This is a genomic window from Vagococcus fluvialis bH819, assembly GCF_900163795.1.
GTDB lineage: Bacteria > Bacillota > Bacilli > Lactobacillales > Vagococcaceae > Vagococcus > Vagococcus fluvialis_A.
Window position 1 is genome coordinate 281,407 of record NZ_FWFD01000008.1, and the last position, 26,644, is coordinate 308,050.

The 26,644-nt window shown below is 33.4% G+C and carries 25 protein-coding genes and 1 other annotated feature; of the genes, 8 read left to right on the forward strand and 17 right to left on the reverse strand.

Annotation, left to right across the window (positions count from 1 at the left end):
• The first annotated feature begins 5 nt into the window (after nucleotides 1-5).
• Nucleotides 6-1,157, forward strand: a complete 1,152-nt coding sequence (locus FM121_RS05435) for an iron-containing alcohol dehydrogenase (RefSeq protein ID WP_086951145.1) — start codon at nucleotides 6-8, stop codon at nucleotides 1,155-1,157.
• A gap of 54 nt (nucleotides 1,158-1,211) precedes the next feature.
• On the opposite strand, the gene FM121_RS05440 is transcribed toward FM121_RS05435, so the two are convergent.
• The 3 genes from FM121_RS05440 to FM121_RS05450 form a co-directional block, all read right to left on the reverse strand.
• Complete coding sequence (locus FM121_RS05440; protein ID WP_086951146.1) at nucleotides 1,212-1,478, reverse strand: hypothetical protein; 267 nt, start codon at nucleotides 1,476-1,478, stop codon at nucleotides 1,212-1,214.
• 15 nt (nucleotides 1,479-1,493) lie between these two features.
• A complete protein-coding gene (locus FM121_RS05445) occupies nucleotides 1,494-1,757 on the reverse strand; it encodes a hypothetical protein (RefSeq protein WP_086951147.1) in 264 nt (87 codons plus the stop codon).
• 119 nt (nucleotides 1,758-1,876) lie between these two features.
• Complete coding sequence (locus FM121_RS05450; protein ID WP_256958411.1) at nucleotides 1,877-2,509, reverse strand: lysophospholipid acyltransferase family protein; 633 nt, start codon at nucleotides 2,507-2,509, stop codon at nucleotides 1,877-1,879.
• Nucleotides 2,510-2,638: 129 nt separating this feature from the next.
• Here FM121_RS05450 and FM121_RS05455 point away from each other — a divergent pair, with 129 nt between their 5' ends.
• Both FM121_RS05455 and FM121_RS05460 read left to right on the forward strand, forming a co-directional pair.
• Complete coding sequence (locus tag FM121_RS05455; protein WP_086951149.1) at nucleotides 2,639-3,385, forward strand: tRNA1(Val) (adenine(37)-N6)-methyltransferase; 747 nt, start codon at nucleotides 2,639-2,641, stop codon at nucleotides 3,383-3,385.
• Nucleotides 3,372-3,638, forward strand: coding sequence for a GIY-YIG nuclease family protein (locus FM121_RS05460; protein WP_086951150.1), 267 nt, complete (start codon nucleotides 3,372-3,374; stop codon nucleotides 3,636-3,638). The genes FM121_RS05455 and FM121_RS05460 overlap by 14 nt, the downstream gene beginning before the upstream one ends.
• Nucleotides 3,639-3,669: 31 nt before the next feature.
• Here FM121_RS05460 and FM121_RS05465 read toward each other — a convergent pair whose 3' ends face one another.
• The 3 genes from FM121_RS05465 to aspS form a co-directional block, all read right to left on the reverse strand.
• Entirely contained in the window at nucleotides 3,670-4,410 is a 741-nt protein-coding gene (locus FM121_RS05465; RefSeq protein WP_086951151.1) for a class I SAM-dependent DNA methyltransferase, read from the reverse strand.
• 204 nt (nucleotides 4,411-4,614) lie between these two features.
• A complete protein-coding gene (locus tag FM121_RS05470) occupies nucleotides 4,615-5,490 on the reverse strand; it encodes a YitT family protein (protein WP_086951317.1) in 876 nt (291 codons plus the stop codon).
• 62 nt (nucleotides 5,491-5,552) lie between these two features.
• On the reverse strand, nucleotides 5,553-7,319 hold the full coding sequence (aspS, locus tag FM121_RS05475; protein ID WP_086951152.1) for an aspartate--tRNA ligase: 1,767 nt from the start codon (nucleotides 7,317-7,319) through the stop codon (nucleotides 5,553-5,555).
• A 52-nt stretch (nucleotides 7,320-7,371) separates the two neighbouring features.
• Nucleotides 7,372-7,574, reverse strand: a binding site (T-box leader).
• 127 nt (nucleotides 7,575-7,701) lie between these two features.
• Here aspS and FM121_RS05480 point away from each other — a divergent pair.
• On the forward strand, nucleotides 7,702-9,006 hold the full coding sequence (locus FM121_RS05480) for an N-acetylmuramoyl-L-alanine amidase (RefSeq protein ID WP_086951153.1): 1,305 nt from the start codon (nucleotides 7,702-7,704) through the stop codon (nucleotides 9,004-9,006).
• Between the two features lie 58 nt (nucleotides 9,007-9,064).
• On the opposite strand, the gene FM121_RS05485 is transcribed toward FM121_RS05480, so the two are convergent.
• The 4 genes from FM121_RS05485 to FM121_RS05500 form a co-directional block, all read right to left on the reverse strand.
• A complete protein-coding gene (locus FM121_RS05485; RefSeq protein WP_086951154.1) occupies nucleotides 9,065-9,781 on the reverse strand; it encodes an MIP/aquaporin family protein in 717 nt (238 codons plus the stop codon).
• A gap of 32 nt (nucleotides 9,782-9,813) precedes the next feature.
• Entirely contained in the window at nucleotides 9,814-11,322 is a 1,509-nt protein-coding gene (gene glpK / locus FM121_RS05490; RefSeq protein WP_086951155.1) for a glycerol kinase GlpK, read from the reverse strand.
• Between the two features lie 137 nt (nucleotides 11,323-11,459).
• Complete coding sequence (gene dtd, locus FM121_RS05495; RefSeq protein WP_086951156.1) at nucleotides 11,460-11,906, reverse strand: D-aminoacyl-tRNA deacylase; 447 nt, start codon at nucleotides 11,904-11,906, stop codon at nucleotides 11,460-11,462.
• Nucleotides 11,907-11,917: 11 nt separating this feature from the next.
• Nucleotides 11,918-14,134: a RelA/SpoT family protein gene (locus FM121_RS05500; RefSeq protein WP_086951157.1), complete on the reverse strand. Its 2,217-nt coding sequence runs from the start codon at nucleotides 14,132-14,134 to the stop codon at nucleotides 11,918-11,920.
• Nucleotides 14,135-14,352: 218 nt separating this feature from the next.
• On the opposite strand from FM121_RS05500, the gene FM121_RS05505 reads away from it, so the two are divergent.
• From FM121_RS05505 to FM121_RS05515, 3 genes are read left to right on the forward strand one after another with little or no spacing between them, the layout of a single operon-like run.
• Nucleotides 14,353-14,679 (forward strand): ArsR/SmtB family transcription factor, encoded by a 327-nt coding sequence (locus FM121_RS05505; protein WP_086951158.1) that lies wholly within the window; start codon nucleotides 14,353-14,355, stop codon nucleotides 14,677-14,679.
• Between the two features lie 24 nt (nucleotides 14,680-14,703).
• Nucleotides 14,704-15,939, forward strand: a complete 1,236-nt coding sequence (locus FM121_RS05510; RefSeq protein ID WP_086951159.1) for a chloride channel protein — start codon at nucleotides 14,704-14,706, stop codon at nucleotides 15,937-15,939.
• A complete protein-coding gene (locus FM121_RS05515; RefSeq protein ID WP_086951160.1) occupies nucleotides 15,939-16,304 on the forward strand; it encodes a potassium channel family protein in 366 nt (121 codons plus the stop codon). The genes FM121_RS05510 and FM121_RS05515 overlap by 1 nt, the downstream gene beginning before the upstream one ends.
• A gap of 24 nt (nucleotides 16,305-16,328) precedes the next feature.
• On the opposite strand, the gene FM121_RS05520 is transcribed toward FM121_RS05515, so the two are convergent.
• The 7 genes from FM121_RS05520 to FM121_RS05550 form a co-directional block, all read right to left on the reverse strand.
• Nucleotides 16,329-17,003 carry a GTP pyrophosphokinase gene (locus FM121_RS05520; RefSeq protein ID WP_086951161.1) on the reverse strand — a complete coding sequence of 225 codons (675 nt, stop codon included), beginning with the start codon at nucleotides 17,001-17,003 and terminating at the stop codon, nucleotides 16,329-16,331.
• 279 nt (nucleotides 17,004-17,282) lie between these two features.
• Entirely contained in the window at nucleotides 17,283-17,705 is a 423-nt protein-coding gene (locus tag FM121_RS05525) for a hypothetical protein (RefSeq protein ID WP_086951162.1), read from the reverse strand.
• 140 nt (nucleotides 17,706-17,845) lie between these two features.
• Nucleotides 17,846-18,268 carry a hypothetical protein gene (locus FM121_RS05530; RefSeq protein ID WP_086951163.1) on the reverse strand — a complete coding sequence of 141 codons (423 nt, stop codon included), beginning with the start codon at nucleotides 18,266-18,268 and terminating at the stop codon, nucleotides 17,846-17,848.
• Between the two features lie 17 nt (nucleotides 18,269-18,285).
• On the reverse strand, nucleotides 18,286-22,881 hold the full coding sequence (locus FM121_RS05535) for a hypothetical protein (protein WP_086951164.1): 4,596 nt from the start codon (nucleotides 22,879-22,881) through the stop codon (nucleotides 18,286-18,288).
• Between the two features lie 141 nt (nucleotides 22,882-23,022).
• Nucleotides 23,023-23,775: a 16S rRNA (uracil(1498)-N(3))-methyltransferase gene (locus tag FM121_RS05540; RefSeq protein WP_086951165.1), complete on the reverse strand. Its 753-nt coding sequence runs from the start codon at nucleotides 23,773-23,775 to the stop codon at nucleotides 23,023-23,025.
• Between the two features lie 4 nt (nucleotides 23,776-23,779).
• Nucleotides 23,780-24,727 (reverse strand): 50S ribosomal protein L11 methyltransferase, encoded by a 948-nt coding sequence (gene prmA, locus FM121_RS05545; protein WP_086951166.1) that lies wholly within the window; start codon nucleotides 24,725-24,727, stop codon nucleotides 23,780-23,782.
• A 16-nt stretch (nucleotides 24,728-24,743) separates the two neighbouring features.
• Nucleotides 24,744-25,220: a DUF3013 family protein gene (locus FM121_RS05550; protein WP_086951167.1), complete on the reverse strand. Its 477-nt coding sequence runs from the start codon at nucleotides 25,218-25,220 to the stop codon at nucleotides 24,744-24,746.
• Nucleotides 25,221-25,329: 109 nt separating this feature from the next.
• Here FM121_RS05550 and FM121_RS05555 point away from each other — a divergent pair, with 109 nt between their 5' ends.
• Nucleotides 25,330-26,601 carry a replication-associated recombination protein A gene (locus FM121_RS05555; protein WP_086951168.1) on the forward strand — a complete coding sequence of 424 codons (1,272 nt, stop codon included), beginning with the start codon at nucleotides 25,330-25,332 and terminating at the stop codon, nucleotides 26,599-26,601.
• Nucleotides 26,602-26,644 lie beyond the last annotated feature (43 nt).

The window sequence follows — 26,644 nt, forward strand, 5'->3', positions numbered from 1 at the left end:
ATACATTGAACTATAAATTAGAACAGCCTGTCAAAGTATTAGTGACAGATAACTTAGTTGAAACGACTTTAGAGGTTTTAGACGATCGTGATTACAACCATCCGATGATTGTTATTGATCAATTTTTATTACGTTCTAAAAATATTAACAATCTACTAGAAGCGATTAAAAAAAATTATAAATCTTATACTATTTATGATCAAGTTGTACCCAATCCACCTGTAAAATTAATCAATGACGGTGCAACTATTTTTACTGAAAATAAATGTGATTCGATTATTGCAATTGGTGGTGGTAGTGTTATTGATGCTGCTCGAGGAATTAACATCGTGCGTCATCTTGGCGGTAGTATTACTGATTATGCCTATGACAAAGAAATCACTACTTTTTGTCACGGCCTAATTGCAGTTCCTACAACTTCTGGTACTGGTAGTGAATTGTCTAACGCACTGATTGTGACAGATACTGACAAAAGTGAAAAAATGGCGATTTTAGCAAATGAAGCTGTTAGTGAAGTCGCTATTTTAAATCCCGACTTACTTCTTTCATTACCAAAACAGTTAACTATTTCAACTGGACTAGATGCATTTTCTCACGCTGCAGAGGCTTATACTTCAACCTTATCCACACCTGTTGTGGACGCAATTTGTGAAAAAATCATGTTTTTAATCTATAAGTATCTTCCATTAGCCGTTCAAGATGGACAAAACAAAGAAGCACGAGAAAGAATGATGGTTGCTGCGGCACTCGGTGGTTGGGTATTAAATAATGGTGGTACGCATGTCGGCCACTCACAAGCTCATATTGTCGGAGCAAAACTTGGTGTTCCTCATGGACAAGCCTGCGCTTACGCTTTACCAGGAACACTCAAAGCCACAGCTACTGTTAAACCTAAAAAAATTAAAGAAATTGGTTATATTTTAAATGCTTCCTTCCCAGAAAATGTGACTGATTTACAGATTGGTGAAATTACAGCTAATCAATACAGAGAATTTAGAGACACGATTTTAGGCTTAACTCCTTTTGAAGTATTAAATATTTCACGTGAGGACATCATTTCTTTATCAAAAGAAGTTCAGACTGAACGTTTTTCTGGTAACACTCCTTTTGAATTAACAGATGACATTATCCTAAAATTAATGACAGAATTTGGTTAAAATAAAAGTGATCCACTACTCAATAAATTTGAGATGGATCACTTTTTTGTTATATTAAAAGCCGAAGTAGGCTGATATCAAAAACAAAACTGGATAAAAGAAAATCATAATCATATGACAAGCAACAAATAAATATTTATATAGTCTAGATTTTATACCTATCGAGAATACTACCCCTATCATTCCTAGGACTGAGTTTATGAGTAGAAATCTACCACCAATTTCAGGACGATAATCAAGAAAATAAGACCAAACAATTACTACTTCTAAAATAAGCAAAGACACGCTTAAATTCTTATAGAGATCTTTCACTTTATTCATCTTCATCCACTCCTTTTAAGGTCCAAAAAGCAATGTTCCTAGAAAAAAGACCAATCCAATACTAATCGTAACAGATAAATTCATAAACATCAGGATACCTTTAACAACTTCTTTCTTTTCCTTTAGTGCTAATCCAACGCCTATAACACCTATTATAGGCGTTAGCAGAATAAATAACGGTGGACTATCTGGATTGTAGAAAAACAAATTTGGTATCCAGCATAAAATACCTAGAAAAAAACAAATGATACTAAGTTTAGACCAAAATGTTATGTTCATCACCAAAACCCTCTCTTACATATACCAATTTTATCATATTTTTTAATAAAGTTGAAATACTAATGTTTTTTTGGTAAAAATAAAAAAGACCAAACATTAATTTGATCTTTTTCATGTAATTATTTCTGCTCTTTTTTAACTGGTTTCTGATAAACAAAATCTGGGTTAATTTGCATGTCTAGTTCTTTAAAGGCTTTTTGCATGCGTCGTTCAACTTCAGCAATGCCTTCTTTGTCTAATTTTTTTATATCAGAAATATCAATCGGCTCACCAAATGCCATTGTCACACGTTTTTTAGTGAATAAAGCACCAAACGTTAATGGACCTTGATAAACAGCTGGTACAATTTTCACTTTTGCCATCTTCGCAATAACAGCTGCGCCACCTTTTAAATCGTCAGAATAGCGGCTTCCACTTGGAAATACCATGACACTTAAATCTGTATTTTTCAGTGCCCTAACTGGTGTTTTAATCGCGCTGGGTCCCGGATTATCTCGATCAACTGGGAATACATGGCATTTTTTAAGAATAAAACCTAAAAATTTATTATCAAATAATTCTTTTTTAGCCATAAATGAAAATTTTCTTGGCCAAGCCCCCATTGCAAAATAAAGAGGTTCAAACCATGTTCTATGTGGTCCTACTAATACATAATTTTCTTCTTTTGGTAGATTATTACGGCCAATATAACGGGCATTCGTGTTAATAAAAAATGTTAAAAAGCGTACAACGCCTAATAAAAATCGATACATGAATGTCATGTCCTTTCCTTTTAAATTCTTTATTAGTATGCCCAAAAATCGGAAAACATGCAAGCTTTTCTTATCCAAACTTATTCTAACATGCTATAATAAATTCACTGATTTGAAAGGAAGTTTTCAATGGATCATTTATTACAAGAAGGAGAAAGAATTGACCAGCTTGTCGCTCAAGGTGTTCAGATTATTCAAAGTCCTGATGTTTTTTCTTTTTCATTAGACGCTGTTTTATTAGCTCACTTTGCTTCGATTCCTAAACGAGGAACAATTATTGACTTTTGTTCTGGAAATGGAGCTGTTGCTCTTTTTATGTCTCCACGAACTCAAGCAACTATTGTTGGCATTGAACTCCAAGATCGCCTGGCGGATATGGGTAAAAGAAGCATTATTCTTAATCAATTAGAAAATCAATTAGAGATGAAACAACTAGATATTAAAGAAATTACGACTGAAATAAACAGTGACTCTGTGGATTTTATTACGTGCAATCCACCCTATTTTAAAGAACAACCAAATAGTAAAAAAAATCCAAATCCTTATTATGCTATTGCTCGCCATGAAATTCATTTACAACTAGACGATGTTTTTAATTCAGCGTCAAAAATTTTGAAAATGAATGGAAAAATCGCTATGGTGCACAGACCTGATCGCTTAATGGACATCTTAGATAGTATGAGACGACATCGCATTGCACCAAAACGAATTCAGTTTATCTATCCTAAAGAACATAAAGAAGCTAATACCATACTGATTGAAGGCATTAAAGATGGAAAAACGGACGGCTTAAAGATTTTACCGCCACTTTATGTTTATGGTGAGGACAATCAATACTTACCAGTTATTAAGGAGATGCTTCATGGAAGTAACTAAACAACACTACTTTTATGTCTTAGAATGTCAAGACCATACTTATTACGCAGGTTACACCACTGATTTAACTCGTCGATTAGAAGAACATAATAGCGGTAAAGGTGCTAAATATACTCGATTAGCTAAACGTCGACCAGCACAAATGATTCATCATGAAAGTTTTGATTCTAAGAGTGAGGCGATGAAGGCAGAGTACGCCTTTAAACAATTAACTAGAAAACAAAAAGAAACCTATTTACAAAAAATGTTATGAAAAAAGGCTTAACTTTTCTCATAACATTTTTTTATTTCTCAGCAAAAAAAGTCACTAATGAAGCACTTTCATTTTTCCCATACCCTATAGTGTAAGAAATATTGGTAAAGCCCACAGTAGTTAGTAGTGCTTCAAATTCTCTTATACCATACCAATACAGACAAAAATCAGAAATTTCAGTATCTTTAACTATGCCATCTTCTATTAATTCATAACGATGAATATAAGATACTTTTTGTTCATGCCAATCCATTTCTTTCGCTGTGCTTGTAAATAAAATCCCTTCATTATTTGATAAAGGAAAGTTAGAAATTAATACTTCACCAGGCGTAAACCAACTTGGTAATTCAATATCTAAAATTAACTTACCATTAGAAGTCAAATGATTTTTGAGTGATTTCAAGACATCTTTTATTATACCTCTAGGCAACAAGCAAAAGCTTCCTGTTGGCATAATAATCGATTCATATTTTTTTTCTAAATTTAACTTTGTTAAGTCACCTTTATAAATATTGCCAACAATATTTGCCTTCTCCATATTCACTCGGCATTGTTTTAACATCTCTGCTGATAAATCGACTCCTTCAACCTGTAAACCATCTTGAATAAAGGGAATCAGCATACGTCCTGTGCCTACACCAGCTTCCAAAATTAATCCCTTAACGCCTTTTAATTGTTCATAATAATACTCAATATCTCCGTCAATCGAACGTCCAACTGGTTTTGTAATCTCATACATCTTAGTACTTAATTTTCCATACTCAATAAACATCTAAATTCTCCTCACTCTGTTTACTTTATCTTAACATATAAAAAATAGAGTGGTCAAAAGTCGTTTTTCCTCCTAGCAACTGAAGGCAGAAGTAAACCATCACTTTTGGTGAACTTATCATGGAGTATGCTTTTTATCTCCTGACTATTTAAAATAATTCATATAAATAAAAATGAGGCTGACAGTGAAGTCGGCCTCTTATAATCAATCTAAGGGTTCGTAAAAATTCCCCATAATCGTAACATTCTCAGAAATACTAACAAAAGCTTTTGGATCAGAATCTCTCATAGCTACTTGAAGTAAAGGTAACTGATCCCGGGTCACAATCGTAATCAAAATCGTTTGCTCATTATGATTGAACGCCCCTTCTGCATTATTCAAAATCGTAATACCACGGCGAATTTTCTTTTGAACTTCATTCACCACTTCATCAGGTTTTGTTGTAACAATCATAATCTGCATTTTTTTCTGCCTTGTAAAAACCATATCTACCACTTTTCCATTAACAAAAATCGAAAAAGCACTGTAGAAAGCATATGGCCAGCCAAAAAGAAATCCAGAAGTCATGATAATACAAGCATTAAAAATAATATTTAAAGAACCAACATTTCTTCCAGTCATTTTTCGAATGGTCACACTTACGATATCCAGACCGCCTGAAGATAAACCACCTCTTAAAGCAAGTCCCACACCTAACCCGCAAATTGCCCCACCAAAAATAGCACAAATAATTGGGTCATCAGACAGACCTGTGACTGGGATAATCTGAATAAAAAATGACGTCATAAAAACAGAAATCATTGTAAAAACAGTAAATTTCTTACTAATTTTAAACCACGATAATATAAATAATGGGATATTTAAAGCATATAAAACAACTGACATCGGCAACTGAACTTGTCCCAAATCTTCTGATAAAGTAACAATAATTTGTCCTAAACCTGTCACACCACTTGCATAAATATGTCCTGGTTGCCAGAACATATTTAAGGCAACAGCTTGTAACATACCATTAATAACCGCCATTGATATTTTTTCTGTGTACTCATTTTCAATAAATAGGTCTTTAATTTCCTTTATTTTTAACATTTCCTTATGAACTCCTTTAGGTAAAAGAACATTAGTCACTTCTTAAAAATTAATTATTTTTCGTCCGTTGTAATATTCAAGTGCAGCTCTGCTAATTGATCTTCTGATACTGTTCCAGGCGCATTTGTCATCAAGTCAACTCCGCGATTATTTTTAGGGAACGCAATCACTTCACGAATGTTATCTTTTTTGGCTAATAACATAATTAAGCGATCTAACCCTAAAGCAATTCCCCCATGTGGTGGGAAGCCATATTCTAAAGCATCCATCAAGAAACCAAACTGTTCTTGGGCTGATTCTTTCGTGAATCCTAGTGCTTTAAACATGTCTTCTTGAACCTCACGTTGGTAAATCCTTAAAGAACCGCCACCTAATTCGTAACCATTTAAGACAATGTCATATGCTTCTGCGTAGACTTTTTCAGGATTTGTTTTAAGTAATTCAACATCACTTACTTTTGGCATAGTGAATGGATGGTGAGCTGCCGTGTAACGACCTGCTTCTTCATCATATTCAAGCAATGGCCAATCAACGACCCATAGGAAATTAAAGGTATCATTATCAATTAAACCTAACTCTTGAGCCAAACGATTTCTTAAAGCACCTAGTGACGCTGCGACGACTTCTTTTTTGTCGGCAACAAACATTAATAAATCGCCCACTTCAGCATTTGTTGCTTCAATAATTTTTTCTGAATGATCCACTAAGAATTTAGCAATTGGACCTTTCAAGCCATCTTCTTCAACTTTCACCCATGCAAGACCTTTAGCACCAAATTGTGCTAACCATTGACCTAATTGATCCATGTCTTTTCTTGAATAGTTACCAGCAGCACCTTTAGCATTTAACGCTTTAACTGCACCACCATTTTCTAAAGCTGATTGGAACACTTTAAATTCGATGTCAGAAACAGCTTCCTTCATCTCAATTAATTCCATTTCAAAACGAGTATCTGGTTTATCGACACCAAAACGTGCCATCGCATTATCATAACTCATACGTGGGAATGGTAAGACAACCTCTTGTCCCATGACTTCTTTCATGACTTTAGCTAACATATTTTCTGTGTACGTTTGGATTTCTTCTGCTGATAAGAAACTCGTTTCGATATCGACTTGTGTAAATTCTGGCTGACGGTCACCACGTAAATCTTCATCTCTAAAACAACGAACGATTTGGTAATACTTATCAATTCCAGCACCCATTAACAATTGTTTGGTTGTTTGTGGTGATTGTGGTAAAGCATAAAAATGACCATCATGGACACGAGATGGCACCAAGTAATCACGAGCCCCTTCTGGTGTTGATTTATTTAGAAAAGGTGTTTCAACTTCCATAAAGGCATTGTCATTTAAGAAATTACGCATCACTTGACTTGTTTGATGACGTAATTTTAAATTATTAAACATTTCAGGGCGACGAATATCCATGAAACGGTATTTCATACGTGTATCTTCATTCACTGTTTGATTATCATCAATCACAAATGGTGGTGTTTTGGCTTCGTTATAAATCACGATATCAGTCGCAATAATTTCAAATTCACCTGTTTTCATATTAGGGTTAATCGCACTTTCACGTTTCACCACTTTACCTGTTACACCAATAACAAACTCACTACGACATTTGTCAGCAATTGCTAACGCTTCTTTAGATGTTTCAGGATTAAAGACGATTTGAACGATGCCTTCACGGTCGCGTAAGTCAATAAAGATTAAGCCACCTAAGTCACGTCTTTTTTGAACCCACCCTTTAACTGTTACTTCTTGTTCTAAATGCTCAGATGAAACTAATCCACAATAGGTTGTTCTTTTTTCCATTTTATAAAACTCCTTTATCATTTTTTACGTACAAAAAAAGTCCTTGTCAAAAAACAAGGACGAATGACTTCTCACACGTGGTACCACCTAAAATTCGAGAAGTACGCACACTTCTCCTCTTCATACGATTAACGCTCGTAACGGAATGACTTTTAATCATTCATCTCCAGAGTGTCTACACTTTTTTTAGATTAATTTCAGCAAATTTAATCTTCTCTTTGAGTAAAAAAGTTCTTTCTCTTTCACGGATATTATAACTAAAAATTACTAGAAAAACACCTAAAAGTCAAGGGGTTTTATAACAATTTTTCAAGACTACTTTTATTTTCTGTTTTTTGCTATAATTGACTTTACATAAAAATAAATTATTGGGGTAGTTAATGTGAGGAATACAAATACAAGTAAAAATACATTAAAGCTTTTACTCTTTAATCTTCTAATTGTCGGAATGGTCTTTGCTGGTTTTTACTTCATGCGTGGAACCAATCAAATAGTCGAAGTGCAAACTGTTGCTCTCAACGTTCGTGATAATCCTTCTGTTACATCTCATGTTATCACGCAAATCCATCAGGAAGACCGTGTGACCATTAAAGAGAAAAAGAATGGCTGGTATAGGATTCAAACATCTGAAAAGACTGAAGGCTGGGTTGCTGAGTGGCTAATTTTCGATGGTAAATCAGGACCTTATACTTATCTTCCAGGGATCATCACACAACGAAATACTGAATTAAAAAAAAGTAACACTGAAGATAGTAAAACAATCACCACTTTAAAGAAGAAACAAAAAATAATGGTTACTTTAGAATTAAATGGTTGGAGCCGAATATACGCTGACGAAACGTATGGCTGGGTTCCTACTGAAGCTATTCGAATCAGAAAAAATCAACAACCTAAATTCGAATTGGACGAAACACTTCAAGTTACATTTGATAATGCACCACTTTATTCAAAGAATTCAGAAAAAAGTACTCCTTTAGCAACTTTACACTATGCTGAAAAAGTGACTTTAAAAGCTGTAGAAGATAACTGGTATCAAGTCAGAACTGAAAATGGCAAGACTGGTTATTTAAGAAGCTGGGAAGTGACTGATAATAAACTAAGCGAAAAAGACAAGCGACCTGATGAGCCAATGTCTGAATATGTCGTGATTCTTGATCCAGGTCATGGTGGTAACGATCCAGGTGCGAATACAAATGATGAAAAAGTCTACGAAAAAGAACTGACTCTAAAAACTGCCAAAGTAGTAAAAGAAGAATTAGAAAATTCTGGGTATAGCGTTTTAATGACGCGTTCAACTGATACTTTTGTTCCTCTATCTAAAATCGCAGATCTTAGTAATGAAAGCAATGCAGATATCTTTATTAGTTTCCATTACGACTCAACCGGAAATCCAAATGAAGGGTCTGGCACCACTACTTTTTATCGTAATAAAAATGGTCAAGCTTTAGCGCAGTCTATTAATGATCAAATCGCCAATACTTTACCTCTTGAAAATAGAGGCTTTGGTGTACAAGATTATCAAGTGCTTAGAGAAAATAAAAAACCAGCTGTATTATTAGAGCTTGGCTATATTAATAATGATTCCGATGCTGCCTATGCTCAAAGTAATAAATACCATAAAAAAGTAGGCGAAGCCGTTTATCATGGTGCTACTAATTATTTTTTAGAATTAAATAAAAAAAATTAAACAAAAAGGTCGACCGTCATAATTGGCGATTGACCTTTTTGATTTTTTATTCACTTTTTTAAGCAATAACACCCCATAAAAGAGCTGCTAATAAACCACCTAACATAGGTCCTACAATCGGTACCCATGAATAACCCCAATCAGATTCCCCTTTATTTTTAATCGGCAATAATTGGTGAGCAATACGTGGTCCTAAATCCCTAGCTGGGTTGATGGCATATCCTGTTGGTCCTCCTAATGATAAACCAAGAGATAAAATTAAAACACCTACAACTAGTGGATTTAAACCATCTGCAAAAGTATATTTTGAAAATGATAATAAGGTAAAGACTAAGACAAACGTACCAATTAACTCAGTAATCATATTTGAAATTGGACGTCTAATAGCTGGTCCAGTTGCAAATGTTCCTAAAATAGCCGCTTGATCTTCTGTTTCATCATAATGAGGTAAGTACGTAATATAAACTAAAATAGCTCCTACAATCCCCCCTACAATTTGAGCAATAATAAATGGAATAACTAAATTCCAAGAAAAATTACCTGCAACAGCCATCCCGAATGTTACTGCTGGGTTTAAATGAGCTGGTCCCATAAAACTTGAAACGTAGACAGCCATTGTTACTGCTGCTCCCCAACCAAGGGTAATAACAACCCATCCAGCACCTTCTGCCTTACTTTTCTTCAAGCAAACCGCTGCTACTACACCATTACCTAATAAGACCAAAATTAATGTTCCTAAAAACTCACTAAAAATCTGTAAAGTATCCCCGCTCATATCCATCTCTCCTTCAAATTAAGTGATGCTTCTTATTTTTTTATCCTCTTAAACATTTGTGTCGCAGCAACCGCATCTTTCCAACCTGAATATAGATCATCACGTTCTTCAGATACCATGTTAGGTTTAAACGTAGATCCTTCACCTTGGAATTGTTGTAGATCTTCTAAATCTTTCCAGAAACCAACTGCAAGTCCTGCTAGATAAGCTGCTCCTAAAGCTGTTGTTTCTAAGTTAGGCGCACGTGTTACATTGGTATCTAAAATATCTGCTTGGAACTGCATCAATGTATCATTTTTAGCTGCTCCTCCATCGACTTTAAGAACAGGAATCTCAATACCAGAATCTTCCTTCATTGCATCAATGACATCTTTTGATTGGTAGGCAATGGATTGAAGTGTTGCTTTAACAAAATCTTCTTTTGTTGTCCCACGAGTCAAACCAAAAACTGATCCTCGAGCATCTGAATCCCAGTAAGGGGCTCCCAATCCAGTAAAGGCTGGTACCACATAAACACTATTATCTCCTGTTGATGCCTTAGCTAGATTTTCCGATTCTGGTGCTGAATCAAACATTCTTAATCCATCACGTAACCACTGAATAGCAGACCCAGCCACAAAAACACTACCTTCTAAGGCATAGTAAACTTTGCCATTAATTCCATATCCAATAGTTGTTAATAAATTATTTTTAGAGATTTGAGGCTTCTCACCTGTATTCATAACAATAAATGCGCCTGTACCATAAGTATTTTTAATCATACCTGGCTCAAAGGCTAACTGTCCAAATAATGCTGCTTGTTGATCTCCTGCCATACCAGCAATTGGTACTTCATTTCCATAGAAATGGTAACTTTGAGTATAACCATAAATTTCTGAGTTACTTTTAACTTCTGGAAGTAAAGCACTTGGAATATTTAATAAATCTAAAATTTCTTGATCCCATTTTAAATCCATGATATTGTACATCATTGTTCTAGCAGCATTCGAGTAATCTGTTACATGGACATTCCCATCAGTTAATTTCCACAATAACCATGTATCGATCGTTCCAAAAGCCAGTTCTCCTTTTTCAGCTCTTTCTTGCGCTCCTTCAACATGATCTAAAATCCAACGTACTTTAGTTGCTGAGAAATAAGCATCGACAACTAGTCCTGTTTTACGATGAATCATGTCAGCATGTCCAGCTTCTTTTAGCTGATCTGCAATAGGTGCTGATTGACGAGATTGCCAAACAATCGCATTATAGATTGGTTTACCTGTCTCACGATCCCAAATGACTGTTGTTTCACGCTGATTGGTTATTCCGATCCCTTTAATCTTATCTGGTCCTACACCCGACTCAATCAAAGCACCTGCAATAACAGATTGAACAGAATTCCAAATTTCATTAGCATTATGCTCTACCCAACCGGACTCTGGAAAGATCTGTGTGAATTCTTTTTGTGAACTACCTACCTTATTTCCTGCCTTATCAAAAATGATTGCTCTTGAACTTGTTGTACCTTGGTCGATTGCCATAATGTATTGTTGTTCTGTCATATTTCTTCCTCCTCTAAAAGATAACGCTTTCTTTTGATAATTATATCATACCATTTTTTCACAATTTGAGTAGTCTTATACCAAAAAAAAATAAAAAGAAATTGAAAAAACTAACTAGATTAGCTTTTTCAATTTCTTTATTTATGTTCAGTATCAAAAAATATTGTAACAGGTCCATCATTCTCAAGAGTTATAGACATATGTGCACCAAACTCACCTTCTACTACTTCTAAATTGTTTTTTCTTAGCTCATTATTAAAGTATTGGTATAGTTCCAATGCTTGATCTGGATGAGCTGACTTAGAAAAACTTGGTCGGTTACCTTTTTTGGTATCAGCTAGCAACGTGAATTGAGAAATCGAAAGAATTTTACCTCCTACTTGATGGATATCTAAATTCATTTTTTCAGCTTCATCCTCAAAAATACGCAGCTGACTAATTTTTTTAGCTAAATAATCAGCTTCTTTTTCAGTGTCACCTTCTTTAATTCCTACTAGTAAGACATACCCTTGCTCGATTTTACCTAATTCCTTATTTTCAACAACGACATTGCCATGATTAACTTTCTGTAGAACAACTCTCATTGTATCCTCCTTTAACCATTCGTCCGACGAACACTATAGACTTCTGGAACAGCTTTTATTTTTTCTACAATCTGTTCTAGGTGATTTAAATTTTGAATAGATACAGTTAAGTGAATAACTGCCATTTTATTTTTAGTTGGTTTTGCTTCAACACCTATTAAACGTTTTGTATGAGCATTAACCACCAACAAAACATCATTTAACAAGCCACTGCGATTATAGCCATATATTTCTAAATCAGCATTATACTCTTGCTTACTATTGGCATCAGTGTCTTCCCAATCAACATCAATCTGACGATTTTGGACATCTGGCGAACTATTCATATTGGCACAATCTTTACGATGGATTGAAATTCCACGCCCTTTAGTAATGTAGCCCACAATGTCATCCCCAGGAACCGGATTACAACAACGACTAATTCGAACCAATAAATTATCGGCACCTTGAATAACAACGCCACCTTCATGACGGATTTTCATTTTTGTTGTGTCTTTCTTCTGAACAGGTTGTGTCATTAACTCTTCGGCTTCTTCTTGTTGTTTTTTTACGCCACGTTCTTTTCGCTCTTTTTCTGTTAAACGATTATAAACAACTTGAGTCGTTACTTCGCCAAAACCAATAGATGCGTATAAATCGTCCACCGTTTGATAGTTAAATCGCTCAATTGCATCTGCCATTTTTTCTTTTGTTAAGAAATCTTTAGGTGCAAAATCATTCTCTAATAATTGCTTCTCTAGTGAGGTACGGCCTTTATGAACGTTTTCGTCACGATCCTTATCTTTAAAGAATCGCTTAATTTTGTTTTTTGCTCGACTTGTTGCCACTAAATTGACCCAATCACGACTTGGACCAAAAGAATTAGCTGATGTTAATATTTCAATTATGTCTCCATTTTTTAATTTATAATCAAGTGGCACCATTTTTCCGTTTACCTTAACACCAGTTGTTTTATTCCCAACTTCTGTATGGATATTATAGGCAAAATCAAGTGGTCCAGAACCTTTCGGTAATTCGGTCACATCTCCTTTTGGTGTAAAAACATAGACCTTATCACTGAATATCTCACCTTTAACATTTTCCATAAAATCTGAGGCGTTATAGCCTTCATCTTGAAGTTCAATAATTTCACGTAATAAACTAATTTGATTGGCATTATTATCTTCTTGTTTTTCTGTTTTACCTTCTTTATATGCCCAATGAGCAGCTACCCCAAATTCAGCAATTTGATGCATTTCATGCGTTCTTATTTGAATCTCAATGGGATTTCCCTTAGGACCAATCACTGTTGTATGAAGAGATTGATACATATTACTCTTAGGAACTGCGATATAATCTTTAAATCTGCCTGGCAATGGTTTCCACTTGGTATGGATGGCTCCCAAAACAGCGTAACAGTCTTTAATCGAATCGACTAACACACGAATAGCCAACAAATCATATATTTCAGCAAATTCTTTTTTCTTATCCTTCATTTTACGGTAAATAGAATAAATATGTTTTGGACGACCATAAATTTCAGCCTCCATACTCATCTCTTTAGTTGCTTCTTCAATTTCTTCTACGGTTTGATTAACATACATTTCACGCTCGCCACGTTTTGAATTCATCAAATGAACAATACGGTAATACTGTCTTGGATTTAAATAACGAAGAGAACGATCTTCTAATTCCCACTTAATTAAGCTAATTCCTAAACGATGAGCAAGTGGCGCATATATTTCCAAGGTTTCTTTAGCAATCCTACGTTGCTTATCTTCTCTTAAATGGTTAAGTGTTCGCATATTATGAACTCTATCTGCCAATTTAACCATGATAACGCGTAAATCTTGAGACATGGCAAGTAACATTTTGCGATGATTTTCTGCTAGTTGTTCTTCATGAGATTTATACTTAATTTTACCTAATTTTGTCACACCATCAACTAGCATGGCAACATCTGGACCAAACGCTTCTTCTAAGTCTCTTAGTGTTACTTCTGTGTCTTCAACAACGTCATGTAAAAAACCGGTAGCAACTGTGTGCGGGTCCATCTTTAACTCAGCCAAAATACCTGCTACTTGGATTGGATGATTAATGTATGGTTCTCCTGATTGTCTAAATTGACTAGAATGGGCATCCGTTGCATAATTACATGCTTTTTGAACAAAATCTACATGTTCTTGGCTCATATAACTGGCAACAATTTTCATCACGTCTTGATCCGTTAATACTTTATCTTTTGGCATATGACCCCTCCTTTTTAATATTAAAAAAAAGTACTATTGCAGTACTTTTACTGTTTTAAATTATACTAATTATACTCACTTTATTTTGTTATTTCAATCATTTAAAGCAAGAGTTTTATGATACTTTCTCAAAAACATTCATAGATATCTATGAATGTTTTTGATTTTATGTTAATATACACTAAAATAATAATGCTTTTTAGAAAGGTGAGCACACTATGTCAGTTCCTCATAAGAACACTGCCTTAAAAAATATGGAGAATTTTGACCCCAAAAGAATGAGTACTTTTTTCAAAATAATGTCCGAAGAAATCCGTTTTAAATTAACGTTTATTCTAGCTTATGAAGGTGAAATGTGTGTCAGTGATTTAGCTAAATATACAGAAACTTCAATTTCTACTACGTCACATCATTTACAAATTCTCAAAAAAAATGGAATTATTGAAAGTAGACGTGAAGGAAAACAAATTTTTTATTTTATCCAAAATAAACGTGTTCTTCATTTTATAAAAATTGGTTTAGATTTTAGTGATCTTCCAAAATAATTTTTCAGAAAGGCGATGAGTAGAATGAAAAAAAATAGTTTAGTCATAAGAATTATATTTTATGGTCTTATTTTAAGTAGTATTATCGGTATTATTTCTTTTATTTTTATTTTTTTAGAAAGCAATATTTCTCATTATGTTTGGGGTGAATTCCTACCAAATTTACCTTTTAAAACTACTTTTACTTTCATTTTTTGTTTAATAGGAGGCTTTTTAGTCGGAAAATTGAGAGAGGCGTGGGGAGATTATCCAGAAACTGCCCATCATACTATTGAAGATTTAAAAAAACATCGAACAGTCAATTATCGGCCTGTTTTTAAAAGTTTATCTGTTGCTCTTTTAATTTTAATTTTTGGGGCAGGTGTTGGACCTGAGGCGGCACTTTTAAGCGCCATTGTTATGTTGTCTATCTGGGAAGCAGATAAGATGCGCTATTTATTCTTTAATCAGGAATTTCTTTTACAACTTCCTCCTACTGAAAGAATGAAACGAATGCTCCACCCAACAAAATACCTAGTTACTTTTAATTCAGAAACAGCTTTTAAAGACGAACACTTGCTAACAACTAAGAAAAATATCAATCGTTTTTTTATCATTAATGGACTAATTAGTTTTATAATATTAATGAAACTTACCAAGCAACCTTCTTTTATTAGTAACATGGGTGAGTCTAACTGGCAATTAAAAGAAATTATTTTATTAATTCCTTTAATTATTTTAGGTCTATTTTCTGGAAAAACATACCGTATCTTCCAAAAAAAAATGAAGGTTTGGTTTTCTTTCTGGCCCGATAAACCTGTTCATAAAGCACTAATTGGGTCTATTGCTATTTTCTTAATTGGAACCTTTACACCTAATTTATTATTTTCAGGTCAAGTAACACTAGGAGATGTTCCAACTCAGCATGCTAAATTTTCAATCTTACTCTTAATTTTGGCTGTTATAATTAAATTAGTATTTTTACAAATTTGTCTTAATACTGGTTGGATTGGTGGAGATATTTTCCCAATTGTTTTCTCTTCTATTTTGTTTGGTTTTGCTATTTCTCAATTAATGCCAACATTTGATGCTATCTTTATTGTCGCAACTATTGCAACTGCTATGGCAGTAACCATCTTAGAAGCTCCTATAGGCATTGCTATCTTCACCGCTTTATTTTTCCCACTCCATGTCTTACCCATCATTTTAGCAACAGCCATTATTTTAAAATTTGCTAAACAAGCTATCACTAAAATGAAAACAACGAAAGGAATTAACTGATGTTTGGTTTACTACTTGGATTTAAACGTCTTGGTCAGTGTTTAGCACGTTGTTTTAAAAAAGACGAAGTCAAAGCTTTACTGATTACAACTGGCTCTGTCCTTTTACTTGGGACTATTTTTTACCATAATGTAGAAAAAATGGCTTATATTGATTCTTTTTATTTTAGTTTTGTGACTTTAGCTACGATTGGTTATGGTGACTTATATCCTGTGACAGTTCTTGGAAAGTTGTTCACTGTTGTTTATAGTATTTTAGGTCTTGGTCTAGTTAGCTTGTCTGCAGGCATTATTGCTCGAGAAGTGATTCAACTTAGACAAAATGATACAAGTGAAGACAAAGAAAAAAGAACCGATGACAAATAATGTCGTTGGTTCTTTTTTAGATTCTTATTTTTCAAGTTCGTTTCGAATCGCTAGCATCTCTTCTTCTAAAATAGATAAGGATTGAGCCGTTCTTTCTAATCTATGCGAAAGATTTTCATCACTCACACCTTCCTTGTATCTTAAACCATGTTCCAAACTTGCCCAATAATCCATAGCGATGGTTCTAAATTGAATTTCTACTTTAATATGCTTGGTTTCTTTAAAGAAGAATACTGGAATTTCTAAAATTACATGTAAACTCCGATAACCACTTGGCTTAGGCTTTTTTATGTAGTCTTTCACTTCTAGCACATTAATGTCTGTTTGTTCTGATAATGACTCTAACACCATATAAATATCGTCTGCGTAAGCACAAATCACTCGAATCCCAGCCACATCCGCTAACTCTTTTGAAACAATCTCATCAGAAAATGGTACTCCTTTACGATCTAGTTTTAAGACAATACTCTTTAATGTTTTTACCCGACTTTGAATTTGATGAATCGTATTGTTCCGCCCTACATTGGATGAACTACTTAATTCACGGTCAATAATTTTTAACTTTGTTTCCACTTCATCAATCGCTGATTGGTAGTAAATGGTTAACTTTCGGTAAGTTTCTAAAGCACCTACATAGGAATGAGATTTAGGATCTGAATCATTCACTAATTTTTTTAAATCACTTGTCGAATATTCCATACTTTACACCTCTTCTAATCTTATGTCTTTATCATACCTTGTTTATATGAATTTTTCTCGATTAATCAGAGTGGTGAAAATAGCGTTTAGCTCCAAGCAGCTGGAGGAAATAAAAAACAATCGATGCACTTTTCGATTAATTTTTATTTTTGAAGCTGTCGCGGGAGCTGCTATTTGAACCCGGACTAAAATCAGAGTGGTGAAAAAGGTGCTTTGCTCCAAGCAGCTGGAGGAAGTAATAATTCATTAACATTTAGATTATTATAAGGACTAGTTTATCTACAACATTCTCTCTTGGAAAAATCGATCTAAATAATGAGCTAAATTAGAAATATCCTCAATTGTGAGTTCAGTAATCATTCTAAATTCTTCTTCTGAAGCTAGTTTCATGTAGCCAGTATATTTATTGTTTTTTTCGTAATGTTGATCCATTCTATCTCTAGCTACTTTAGGAATAATTTCATAATTTATACGGAATGGGTAACTCTTGCCAAAACGCCATTGTAAGTTTCCTTCAAAGGATTCTACTCCTTCTTTTATGATTTGATGGTGCGTTTCTGTATTTTCATCTTCATTTAAACTAAAGTATAAAGACGGAATTTGCTTGTTTTTACAACCTGGAGTATAAATCAAACCACAGTTAGTTTGAACGCTAAAATAGTCAATCAGTATTTCAGTTATTTTTTTCTGTGTCTGTTTCATTATTCTTACCTCCAATTTTTTAGATTAGTTATCCTCAATAAGAATATACGTGGTTCATTTTAGATTTAGCTATTTTTAACAAAAAAACATCAGCAACAAAGCTACCTCTTGAGGTAACTTCATTACTGATGTCTCTTTATTTACAGTATATGCTCTTTAAAATATTTCTCTAAATGAGTATAGAGACTAGGTATATCTGCTATAGCTTGTTCTATCGTTACTTTATATTCTTCCTCTGTTAGAAGATTTCCATATCCTACATACTCATTTGTTTTTTCATAATATTGATCCATTTTTTCTCTTACTATCTTGGGAACAATCTCATAGTTAATACGAGAAGGATACGATCGACCAAAACGCCATTGCAAAGTTCCTTCAAAGGATTCCACCGCCTCCTTAATTATTTGATTATGTTTTTCTGTATTTTCATCTTCATTTAATCCAAAATATAATGCTGGAATAAGTTTTTGTTGATTTTCAGACTCAAACATTACAATTCGTCTAATTCGTATATTGAAAGTTTTAAAAAATAATTCACCAATAATTTTATTTGTGTCATCCATTCTTTTTTCCTCCTAATTTATATTGGACGTTCATATACATTTATCTTTTTACTATTAATTGATTGTAAATCTTTAAAATATACACTTTTATTTATAGGTGTTATCGAATATCTTGGATCATAAATCATACCATTATGAGTATAAACAACATGATAAACAAAATTCCCTGTTATTTCACCATATTCTCTCAAATAAAAAACTCCTTTATCTTCTGCTTCTATCCAATAATAACTTCCCCTAGGATCTATTTCAGCTAACTCTTCAGCAATTTCAGAGCAGTCTAAATTTAGAGTTGGATCTTGATATCTTGGATCTTTCATTTTTTCATTTAAATCATCTTCAACCCAACTTCCATACTCATAACCTCTAACTTTTGGCATGGTCAACGTTAAGTTACTCGTATCTGGAACATTGGCTGAATAAACTGCTGCTGTAGCTGTGACTACATAGATAATCCCCATCCAAATTAATGCATCATCAATTCCTACCACTCTTTGCTGTGGACCATCTTCTAATGAGAAGATTTTTTTATTGGAATGAAAATGTTCTTGTCCGATATATTGCATTGTATTGGTGCGGGCATTATTTACAAGAGAAATTGGTCCCAGATTAGTTACACCGGGATGACTTAAAACTGGTTGCTTAAACAGATGATTTCTACCGTATAAGTCATCTAATTCATTAAAATTGGTAGGACTATTGTTCCAAATACCAACTAAAGTATTATTTACTACAACTGAAGTGTTGTCTCCATTTTTTCTATGGTATGGTTGATATAAATCTGTTAATTGCTGACTATACCGTCCATCCATAAAAATATCGGTTCGTTCTGCATTCGAATTAACGTGTAGACGAGAATTATCAAAAGTTCCCCTTACCATTTGGAAGGTAGTTTCTGAATTAATTCCTGTCACTGAAATATAATAATCGCCAGCTGGTAAGTCTAATTTATCACTTGTATCTTTTTTTAGATAGTTAATATCAAACAGTTTTTGATCTTGCTTATTATATACACGTAATCGGGCACTATTGTCAATATCAATATTCAACCGCGTTGTCTCTCTTAGAGAAAGTGAATAATGTTGGTCTTTGGAAGTAGTATGTCCTTCGCTAAAGAATCGCCAATCTCTTATCGCATTATTTATTTTAGCTACATATAAGTCTACTTCTTTTTCTTCCACAATAGATATTTCACTATTGGTCCAAAAATCAAGCCAATTTAAATAATAGTCTAATCCCTGTCCAATACACGGATTTTTATCTTTCTCTACATCATAAAAAGTATAAAATTCAGAATAAAATCCATATTGGTAGTATGCACTATCGTAGTCTGATTTTCTTAAGTTACCTGGATCACCACCTAGTTTTGAAAACCCATGATGATCTAATCCTTGCTTCGGAAAATAATTATTCATTTTCAATGTTTTGGTATAGGCAATTTTGCCATTAGGAGCTTTAATTAAAAAATAAAAATTGTTTCTCAAAGTAAAATCATTACCGGTTGTATTTAGATTAGCTTTTATATCATCTGTTACATATTTTTTGTTAGCTGGGTTATACTCTATTCCTGTATTTAACGTTCTAACATGATTATCCATATCTAACTGAGAATTTTGTTTAACAATCTGAATATTAGCATCTGACCAAAAGAATAGCCAATTCAAATAATAGTCTAACCCTTTTCCAACACAAGGATTGTTATCTTTTGTGACATCGTAAAATTTAAAGAAATCAGATCTAAAGTTATATTGATAGCACTTAGCACCATAGGTCGATTCCCTTATATTCCCTGTATCTCCACCCAGCTTATAGAAACCATGATGATCTAATGTCTGTTTTTGAAAATAATTATTCATTTTTATAGAGCTAGTATATGAATATTTACCATTTGGTGACTGAATTAAAAAGTAATAATTATTTTTCAGAGTAAAATCATTAAACGTTGTAGTTAGATTTGCTTTTATTTCATCTGTCACATATTTTTTATTGGCTGGTTTATATTCAATGCCAGTATTTAGTTTTCTGACATAATTATCCATATCTGTTTGTGTTTCTTCTGCTACAATTTGAATATTCGCATCTGACCAAAAGAATAACCAATTTAGATAATAATCTAAGTCTTTTCCCACACATGGATTACTATCTTTTGTAACATCATAAAATTTAAAGAAATCAGACCTAAAATTATACTGATAATATCCAGTACCAAATGCTGTTTTCCTTATATTTCCCGTATCTCCTCCAAGTCTTGAAAAACTATGAAGATCTAAAGTTTGTTTGGTAAAAAAATTATTCATTTGTAATGAGCGAGCATAAGAATATTTACCATTTGGAGACTGGATCAAAAAATAATATTTATTCCTTAATGTGAAATCTTTACCACTAGCTGAAAGATTGGCTTTGATATCATCTGTCACATATTTTTTATTCGCTGGTCGATATTCAATACCGGTGTTTAATTTTCTGACATAGTTATCCATATCAGTTTGAGAATCTTGTTTGACTATTTTTATATTCGCATCTGACCAAAAGAATAGCCAATTTAGATAATAGTCTAAGTCTTTTCCAGTACAAGGATTTATATCTTTGGTAACATCGTAAAATTTAAAGAAATCAGACCTAAAATTATACTGATAATAAATATTACCAAATGTTGATTTTCTTATATTTCCTGTATCTCCCCCCAGTCTTGAAAAAGTATGATGATCTAAAGTCTGTTTGGTAAAAAAATTATTCATTTGTAATGAGCGAGTATAGGAGTATTTACCATTTGGAGCCTGAACCAAAAAATAATAATTGTTTTTTAAAGTGAAATCTCGATTACTTGTAGTTAAATTTGCTTTGATATCATCTGTCACATATTTTTTATTAGCTGGTCGGTACTCGATACCAGTATTTAATTTTCTAACATAGTTATCCATATCTAACTGCGAGTCTTGTTTAACTATTTTTATGTTGGCATCTGACCAGAAGAATAACCAATTTAGATAGCCATCTAAATCTTTTTCTGTACATGGATTACTATCTCTTTTGACGTCATAAAATTTATAAAATTCATCTTTAAACTTATATTGACTACATTTTGGACTATATGTTGATTGTTTTATATTACCCGTATCTCCTCCAATTTTAAAAAATCCATGATGATCCAAATCTTGTTTATAAAAAGAATTATTCATTTTCAGAGAATTAGTATATGAATATTTACCATTCGGTGATTTAACTAAAAAATAATAATCATTTTTTAAATAAAAGGAATTGTTACTAGTTGTTAAATTAGCTTTGATATCATCTGTCACATATTTTTTATTGGCTGGTCTGTACTCGATACCAGTATTTAATTTTCTAACATAATTATCCATATCTAGCTGTGAGTCTTGTTTAACTATTTTTATGTTGGCATCTGACCAATAAAATAGCCAATTCAGATAATAATTTAGACTTTTTCCTTCACAAGGGTTTTTATCTTTAGATACATTATAATACTGATAAAATCCTGATCTAAATCCATATTTAGAGTAATTAGAGTCAAATGAAGATTGTTTTATATTTCCCGTATCACCGCCAAGTTTTTTAAAAACTTGATGATCTAATGGCTGATTTCTAAAATAATTATTCATTATTAGTGAACGAGTATAAGAGTACTTGCCATTTGGGGATCTAACTAAAAAGTAATAATTATTTTGAAAGAAATGCTGATTTGAACGAGAGACTAAGTTTGCTTTCATATCTGATGTTACATATTGTCCGTTTCCCCACTCATTATCATTACTTCTTACTTCTACTTCTCTATTTAATTCGTCACTTTCATTTTTTGCTTCTGAATTATCACTATCTGCAGAAATTATCGGATTATCAATGACGCTACTGTCTGTTGCATTACTCTCTTTTGTACTATTTGTTGTTATCTCCTCTTTGTCGCCTTGACTCTTCGTTTGATTTTCTTCCAAATAAATACTCTCTTGATTGCCTGTATCTTTTATTTCCAATCTTTCCGATGAGTCTACTTCAGTTTCATTATTTAAGTAATTAGTTAAATTCTCTTTAGAATCAAAAATATTATAGCTAGATTTACTATCGTTTTTTACTGATAGCTTTTCTATTTTCTTATCTACTTCGTCACTAATTTCCGAATCACTAGAGAAATTAAAATTTGTTTTCTCTGCTTTTCCTATTATTTGGGTTTTATACTCGATAAAAAGAATGTTTTCTTTAGTATCCTTACTATGATTGAACTTTTTAAATGATTCGACTACAGCTTCATTTTCCAGACTATATTCTTTTGTTTGGCTATTAAATTTAACCAAATCAGACAATTCGTTTTCAACTAAAATAGGATAATAAGCATTTTCTAAGATGACTTCTTCATCTATGTTCAGTAATTTCATTGGCTTTTGAATTTGATAATTTGGATGCTCATAATCCTCCATTAACTGACTCAGCTTTCTCGGATCCATTTTATCAGTTACTTCTGAATAGTAAGAATATAACTCTTTTTTAAGTGACTGCTTTTCTTGAACTAAAGCCTCCACAGCAATAACTGGTACCGAAAAATACTGTCCTAACAATAAAGCAATAACAAAAATTTGAATCCATTTAACAAAACGTTTCATATTACCACACTCCTTTTTTTTATTTAACTACTCTTTTAAAATACGAGGCATATTTGAATTTTATCTAAAATTTTTTTATTAAAAAAACACCAGCAACAAAATTACCCCTTTAGGTAACTTCATTGCTGATGTTCTTCAAATTTATTGTAATAACTCCCACTGATAACTCATAGCTGATAACGCGTAAAGTGGGGCTGTTTCTGCTCGTAGTATTCGTGGTCCTAGCCCACATAAAACACCTTGACGTTCTTCAAAAAGAGCAATTTCTTCTGGTGTAATACCGCCTTCTGGTCCGAAGATAATTAAGAGTTTCTCGCCTTTTTTTACCTGCTGCAAGACTTTTACAAAACTCTTTACTTCTCCTTCTTTAGCAGATTCTTCATAGGCTACTAACACATAATCATAATCTTTCAGACTTTCTAAAAATGGTTTGAAGTTAGAAAAAAATTGAATATTTGGTACTTTTTGACGATGAGATTGTTCTGCTGCTTCTTTAACAATTTTTTCAAAGCGCTGCTCTTTTTTTGCTAGTTTTTTTTCATCCCATTTTGCCACAGAAGTTTTGCTTGGAAAAGCAATCAATTCAGACATACCAAGCTCTGTTGCTTTTTGAGCCACCCACTCTAGTTTATCACCTTTAGTAAAACCGCAAGCAACAGTGACAGCAACTGGCATTTCTTTTTCTTGGCTTTCTTTTCTAACTTCTTTTAATAGAATTTGATCTTCTGATATTTCAGTAATTTCAGCAACAATTGCCACTTCATTATTAAAAGTTAAAAAGCATTGATTGGTTAATTTCATCCGCATCACATGAGCAGCATGATGAAAGTCATCACCAACTAATTCAAACGCAACTTGCTCTAGATAATCCTCTTCAATAAAGTATCGTTGCATACTCTTAGTCCTCGATACTTTTCTTAATAATAAAGGCTAACCAATCTTTTTGTTGGAAACGTTGATCCACTTCAAAGCCATTAGCATAAAGAACTTCTAATACGCTATCCTCTTTGTCTTCAATGATACCTGAAATAATAAAGGTGCCACCCTCATTTAAACAACGGTACGCATCAGGAATTAAGGCAATAATAATATCAGCCAAAATATTAGCCACAATCACATCTGCTTTTTGATCCACACCAACAAGTAAATTATTTGCTGAAACATGCACATCTTTTGCCACTGGGTTTAAGTTCATATTTTCTTTAGCAGAATTAACGGCAACCTCATCTAAATCATAGGCAAAGACCTCACCTGCACCTAAGCATTTACTGGCAATACTTAACACGCCAGAACCAGTACCTACATCAAGAACCGTTTCCCCACCACGTAATACAACTTCTAAAGCTTGTAATGTTAAACGAGTTGTTGGATGTGTTCCTGTACCAAAGGCCATCCCTGGATCTAATTTCATCACATGCTCATCCGTTGAATGAGGTATGTATTCTTGCCATTCAGGAACAATCGTTAAATAACGGCTGATGTTGACTGGGTGATAATACTTTTTCCAAGCTGTTGCCCAGTCATTTTCTGCCACTTCTGAAGTTTCAATGTCATTTTTACCAATATCTAAACCAAATGTTGTTAATTCTTCTACTCGTGACTTAACAGTTGGTAAAATTTCCGGTAAAAAAATGGTTTCAGGATAATAAGCAATTACTTTTGCCCCTTCTTTTATGTGATCAAACGTCGTAGCATCTAAAATTTCTCCAAAAGCATCGCTTTCAAAATTAATCACGTCCATCGCATCTTCAATCGCCACACCATTAGCGCCTGATTCCATTAAAATATTTGACACAGCTTCCACTGCTTCACTTGTTGTTAAAACTGATACTTGATTCCACTTCATTTAGTTGCCTACTTTCTTAGTATTTTGGATAAGGTACTAGTGTATTATTTTTGATTGCATTAGTTCGTTCAGTAAATTCTTCTTCATTCCATTTTAATTCAAAAACAGCTTGAGATTCGTCAGAAAGAAAATCTAGTAAATCACTTTGACCCTCGATTAAACACTCATTTAAGTATTTCGCAAATTGATGAATCCATTCTTTTGATAAGCCTTTTTTACGATCAAATAAAATCGTTGTTAAATACTCTTCTTTGTCAATTTCATCTTGTGGATTAGCATAAAAAAGAACAGTATCTTCAAACTCAATAACCTCTTCTTCACTGACTATTCCTTCTTCATCTTCAATTGATTCTTGATCTTTATTTTCGGCAAATAAAACCACGATTACTTCAAATTGATGTTTTTTAGGACTCCAATCAATGGCAAAATCAAATTCAGTTAACTGTTTTTCTAATTCTTTTTCTAAGACCTCTAATAAATGTTCTTTTTTCATTTTTTCCCTCTTCTTCTATGTTTTTCTTCCCTTATCATACATAAGAATCATTCATTTGCCAATGGAAAGATATGCTATAATATAGGAAGATTAACGAAGGAGGGATCAAATGCAAAAACCACTGGCTTATCGTATGAGACCAAATACTATTGAGGATATTGTTGGACAACAACATTTAGTTGGACAAGGAAAGATTATTCGCCGAATGGTTGAAGCTAAGATGCTATCATCTATGATTTTGTACGGACCTCCTGGAACAGGAAAAACAAGTATTGCTAGCGCCATTGCCGGCTCAACTCACTATGCTTTTCGGATGTTAAATGCCGCAACAGATACTAAAAAAGACCTTCAAGTAGTTGTTGAAGAAGCAAAAATGAGTGGCACTGTTATCCTACTTTTAGATGAAGTCCATCGTTTAGATAAACCAAAGCAAGATTTTTTATTGCCCCATCTTGAAAATGGTCGAATTATTATGATCGGTGCAACAACAGAAAATCCTTATATTGCCATAAATCCTGCGATTAGAAGTCGTTCTCAAATTTTTGAAGTCAAGCCTTTAGATGAAAATGATATTAAGTCTGCCGTAAATCGAGCCTTAAAAGATACCGTCGATGGCCTCGGAGAACTAACTATTCAACTAGATGATCAAGCTTTAACACACCTAACTCGTGCAACTAACGGCGACTTGAGAAGTGCTTTAAATGGCTTAGAACTTGCTAGTCAGTCAACTCCCGTTTCCGAAGATGGAACGATTCATTTAACTTTACCAATTTTAGAAGAATGCATTCAGAAAAAAGCCTTCTCTCATGACAAAGATGGCGACGCTCATTATGACGTGATTTCTGCTTTTCAAAAATCAATTCGAGGAAGTGACGTGGATGGGGCTCTTCATTACTTAGGACGCTTAATGGAAGCTGGTGAGTTGTTAATCGCGTGTCGAAGACTTCTTGTCATTGCCTACGAGGATATTGGTCTAGCCAATCCTGGAGCCTGCTCTAGAACAGTTTCAGCCGTTCAAGCAGCTGAAAAATTAGGGCTTCCAGAAGCTCGTATTCCACTCGCTCAAACAGTTATAGATTTATGTCTATCTCCTAAATCTAATTCTAGTATTACGGCAATTGATGCTGCCTTATCTGATATTAGGCAAGGAAACATTGGTGAAATTCCAGATCATCTTAAAGACTCCCATTACAGCGGAGCCAAAGAACTGAATCGTGGCGTAGATTATCAGTATCCACATAACTTTCCTGGTGGTTGGGTTAAACAACAGTATCTACCTGATAAAATTAAACACAAAATCTACTATGAAGCAAAAGAAACTGGAAAATATGAAAAAGGTCTAGCTCAACGAAACCAACAAATCAAACAATTAAAAAAATAATTTAAAGCACAAGACAATTAATTGATGAATTAAAAATCTTGTG

Excerpts from the sequence above, each read along its gene's own strand:
- FM121_RS05440 (WP_086951146.1), bottom strand. The coding sequence starts at position 1,478 with ATGAATAAAGTGAAAGATCTCTATAAGAATTTAAGCGTGTCTTTGCTT.
- FM121_RS05445 (WP_086951147.1), bottom strand. The coding sequence starts at position 1,757 with ATGAACATAACATTTTGGTCTAAACTTAGTATCATTTGTTTTTTTCTA.
- FM121_RS05450 (WP_256958411.1), bottom strand. The coding sequence starts at position 2,509 with ATGTATCGATTTTTATTAGGCGTTGTACGCTTTTTAACATTTTTTATT.
- FM121_RS05455 (WP_086951149.1), top strand. The coding sequence starts at position 2,639 with ATGGATCATTTATTACAAGAAGGAGAAAGAATTGACCAGCTTGTCGCT.
- FM121_RS05460 (WP_086951150.1), top strand. The coding sequence starts at position 3,372 with ATGGAAGTAACTAAACAACACTACTTTTATGTCTTAGAATGTCAAGAC.
- FM121_RS05465 (WP_086951151.1), bottom strand. The coding sequence starts at position 4,410 with ATGTTTATTGAGTATGGAAAATTAAGTACTAAGATGTATGAGATTACA.
- aspS (WP_086951152.1), bottom strand. The coding sequence starts at position 7,319 with ATGGAAAAAAGAACAACCTATTGTGGATTAGTTTCATCTGAGCATTTA.
- FM121_RS05485 (WP_086951154.1), bottom strand. The coding sequence starts at position 9,781 with ATGAGCGGGGATACTTTACAGATTTTTAGTGAGTTTTTAGGAACATTA.
- glpK (WP_086951155.1), bottom strand. The coding sequence starts at position 11,322 with ATGACAGAACAACAATACATTATGGCAATCGACCAAGGTACAACAAGT.
- dtd (WP_086951156.1), bottom strand. The coding sequence starts at position 11,906 with ATGAGAGTTGTTCTACAGAAAGTTAATCATGGCAATGTCGTTGTTGAA.
- FM121_RS05500 (WP_086951157.1), bottom strand. The coding sequence starts at position 14,134 with ATGCCAAAAGATAAAGTATTAACGGATCAAGACGTGATGAAAATTGTT.
- FM121_RS05505 (WP_086951158.1), top strand. The coding sequence starts at position 14,353 with ATGTCAGTTCCTCATAAGAACACTGCCTTAAAAAATATGGAGAATTTT.
- FM121_RS05510 (WP_086951159.1), top strand. The coding sequence starts at position 14,704 with ATGAAAAAAAATAGTTTAGTCATAAGAATTATATTTTATGGTCTTATT.
- FM121_RS05515 (WP_086951160.1), top strand. The coding sequence starts at position 15,939 with ATGTTTGGTTTACTACTTGGATTTAAACGTCTTGGTCAGTGTTTAGCA.
- FM121_RS05520 (WP_086951161.1), bottom strand. The coding sequence starts at position 17,003 with ATGGAATATTCGACAAGTGATTTAAAAAAATTAGTGAATGATTCAGAT.
- FM121_RS05525 (WP_086951162.1), bottom strand. The coding sequence starts at position 17,705 with ATGAAACAGACACAGAAAAAAATAACTGAAATACTGATTGACTATTTT.
- FM121_RS05530 (WP_086951163.1), bottom strand. The coding sequence starts at position 18,268 with ATGGATGACACAAATAAAATTATTGGTGAATTATTTTTTAAAACTTTC.
- FM121_RS05535 (WP_086951164.1), bottom strand. The coding sequence starts at position 22,881 with ATGAAACGTTTTGTTAAATGGATTCAAATTTTTGTTATTGCTTTATTG.
- FM121_RS05540 (WP_086951165.1), bottom strand. The coding sequence starts at position 23,775 with ATGCAACGATACTTTATTGAAGAGGATTATCTAGAGCAAGTTGCGTTT.
- prmA (WP_086951166.1), bottom strand. The coding sequence starts at position 24,727 with ATGAAGTGGAATCAAGTATCAGTTTTAACAACAAGTGAAGCAGTGGAA.
- FM121_RS05550 (WP_086951167.1), bottom strand. The coding sequence starts at position 25,220 with ATGAAAAAAGAACATTTATTAGAGGTCTTAGAAAAAGAATTAGAAAAA.
- FM121_RS05555 (WP_086951168.1), top strand. The coding sequence starts at position 25,330 with ATGCAAAAACCACTGGCTTATCGTATGAGACCAAATACTATTGAGGAT.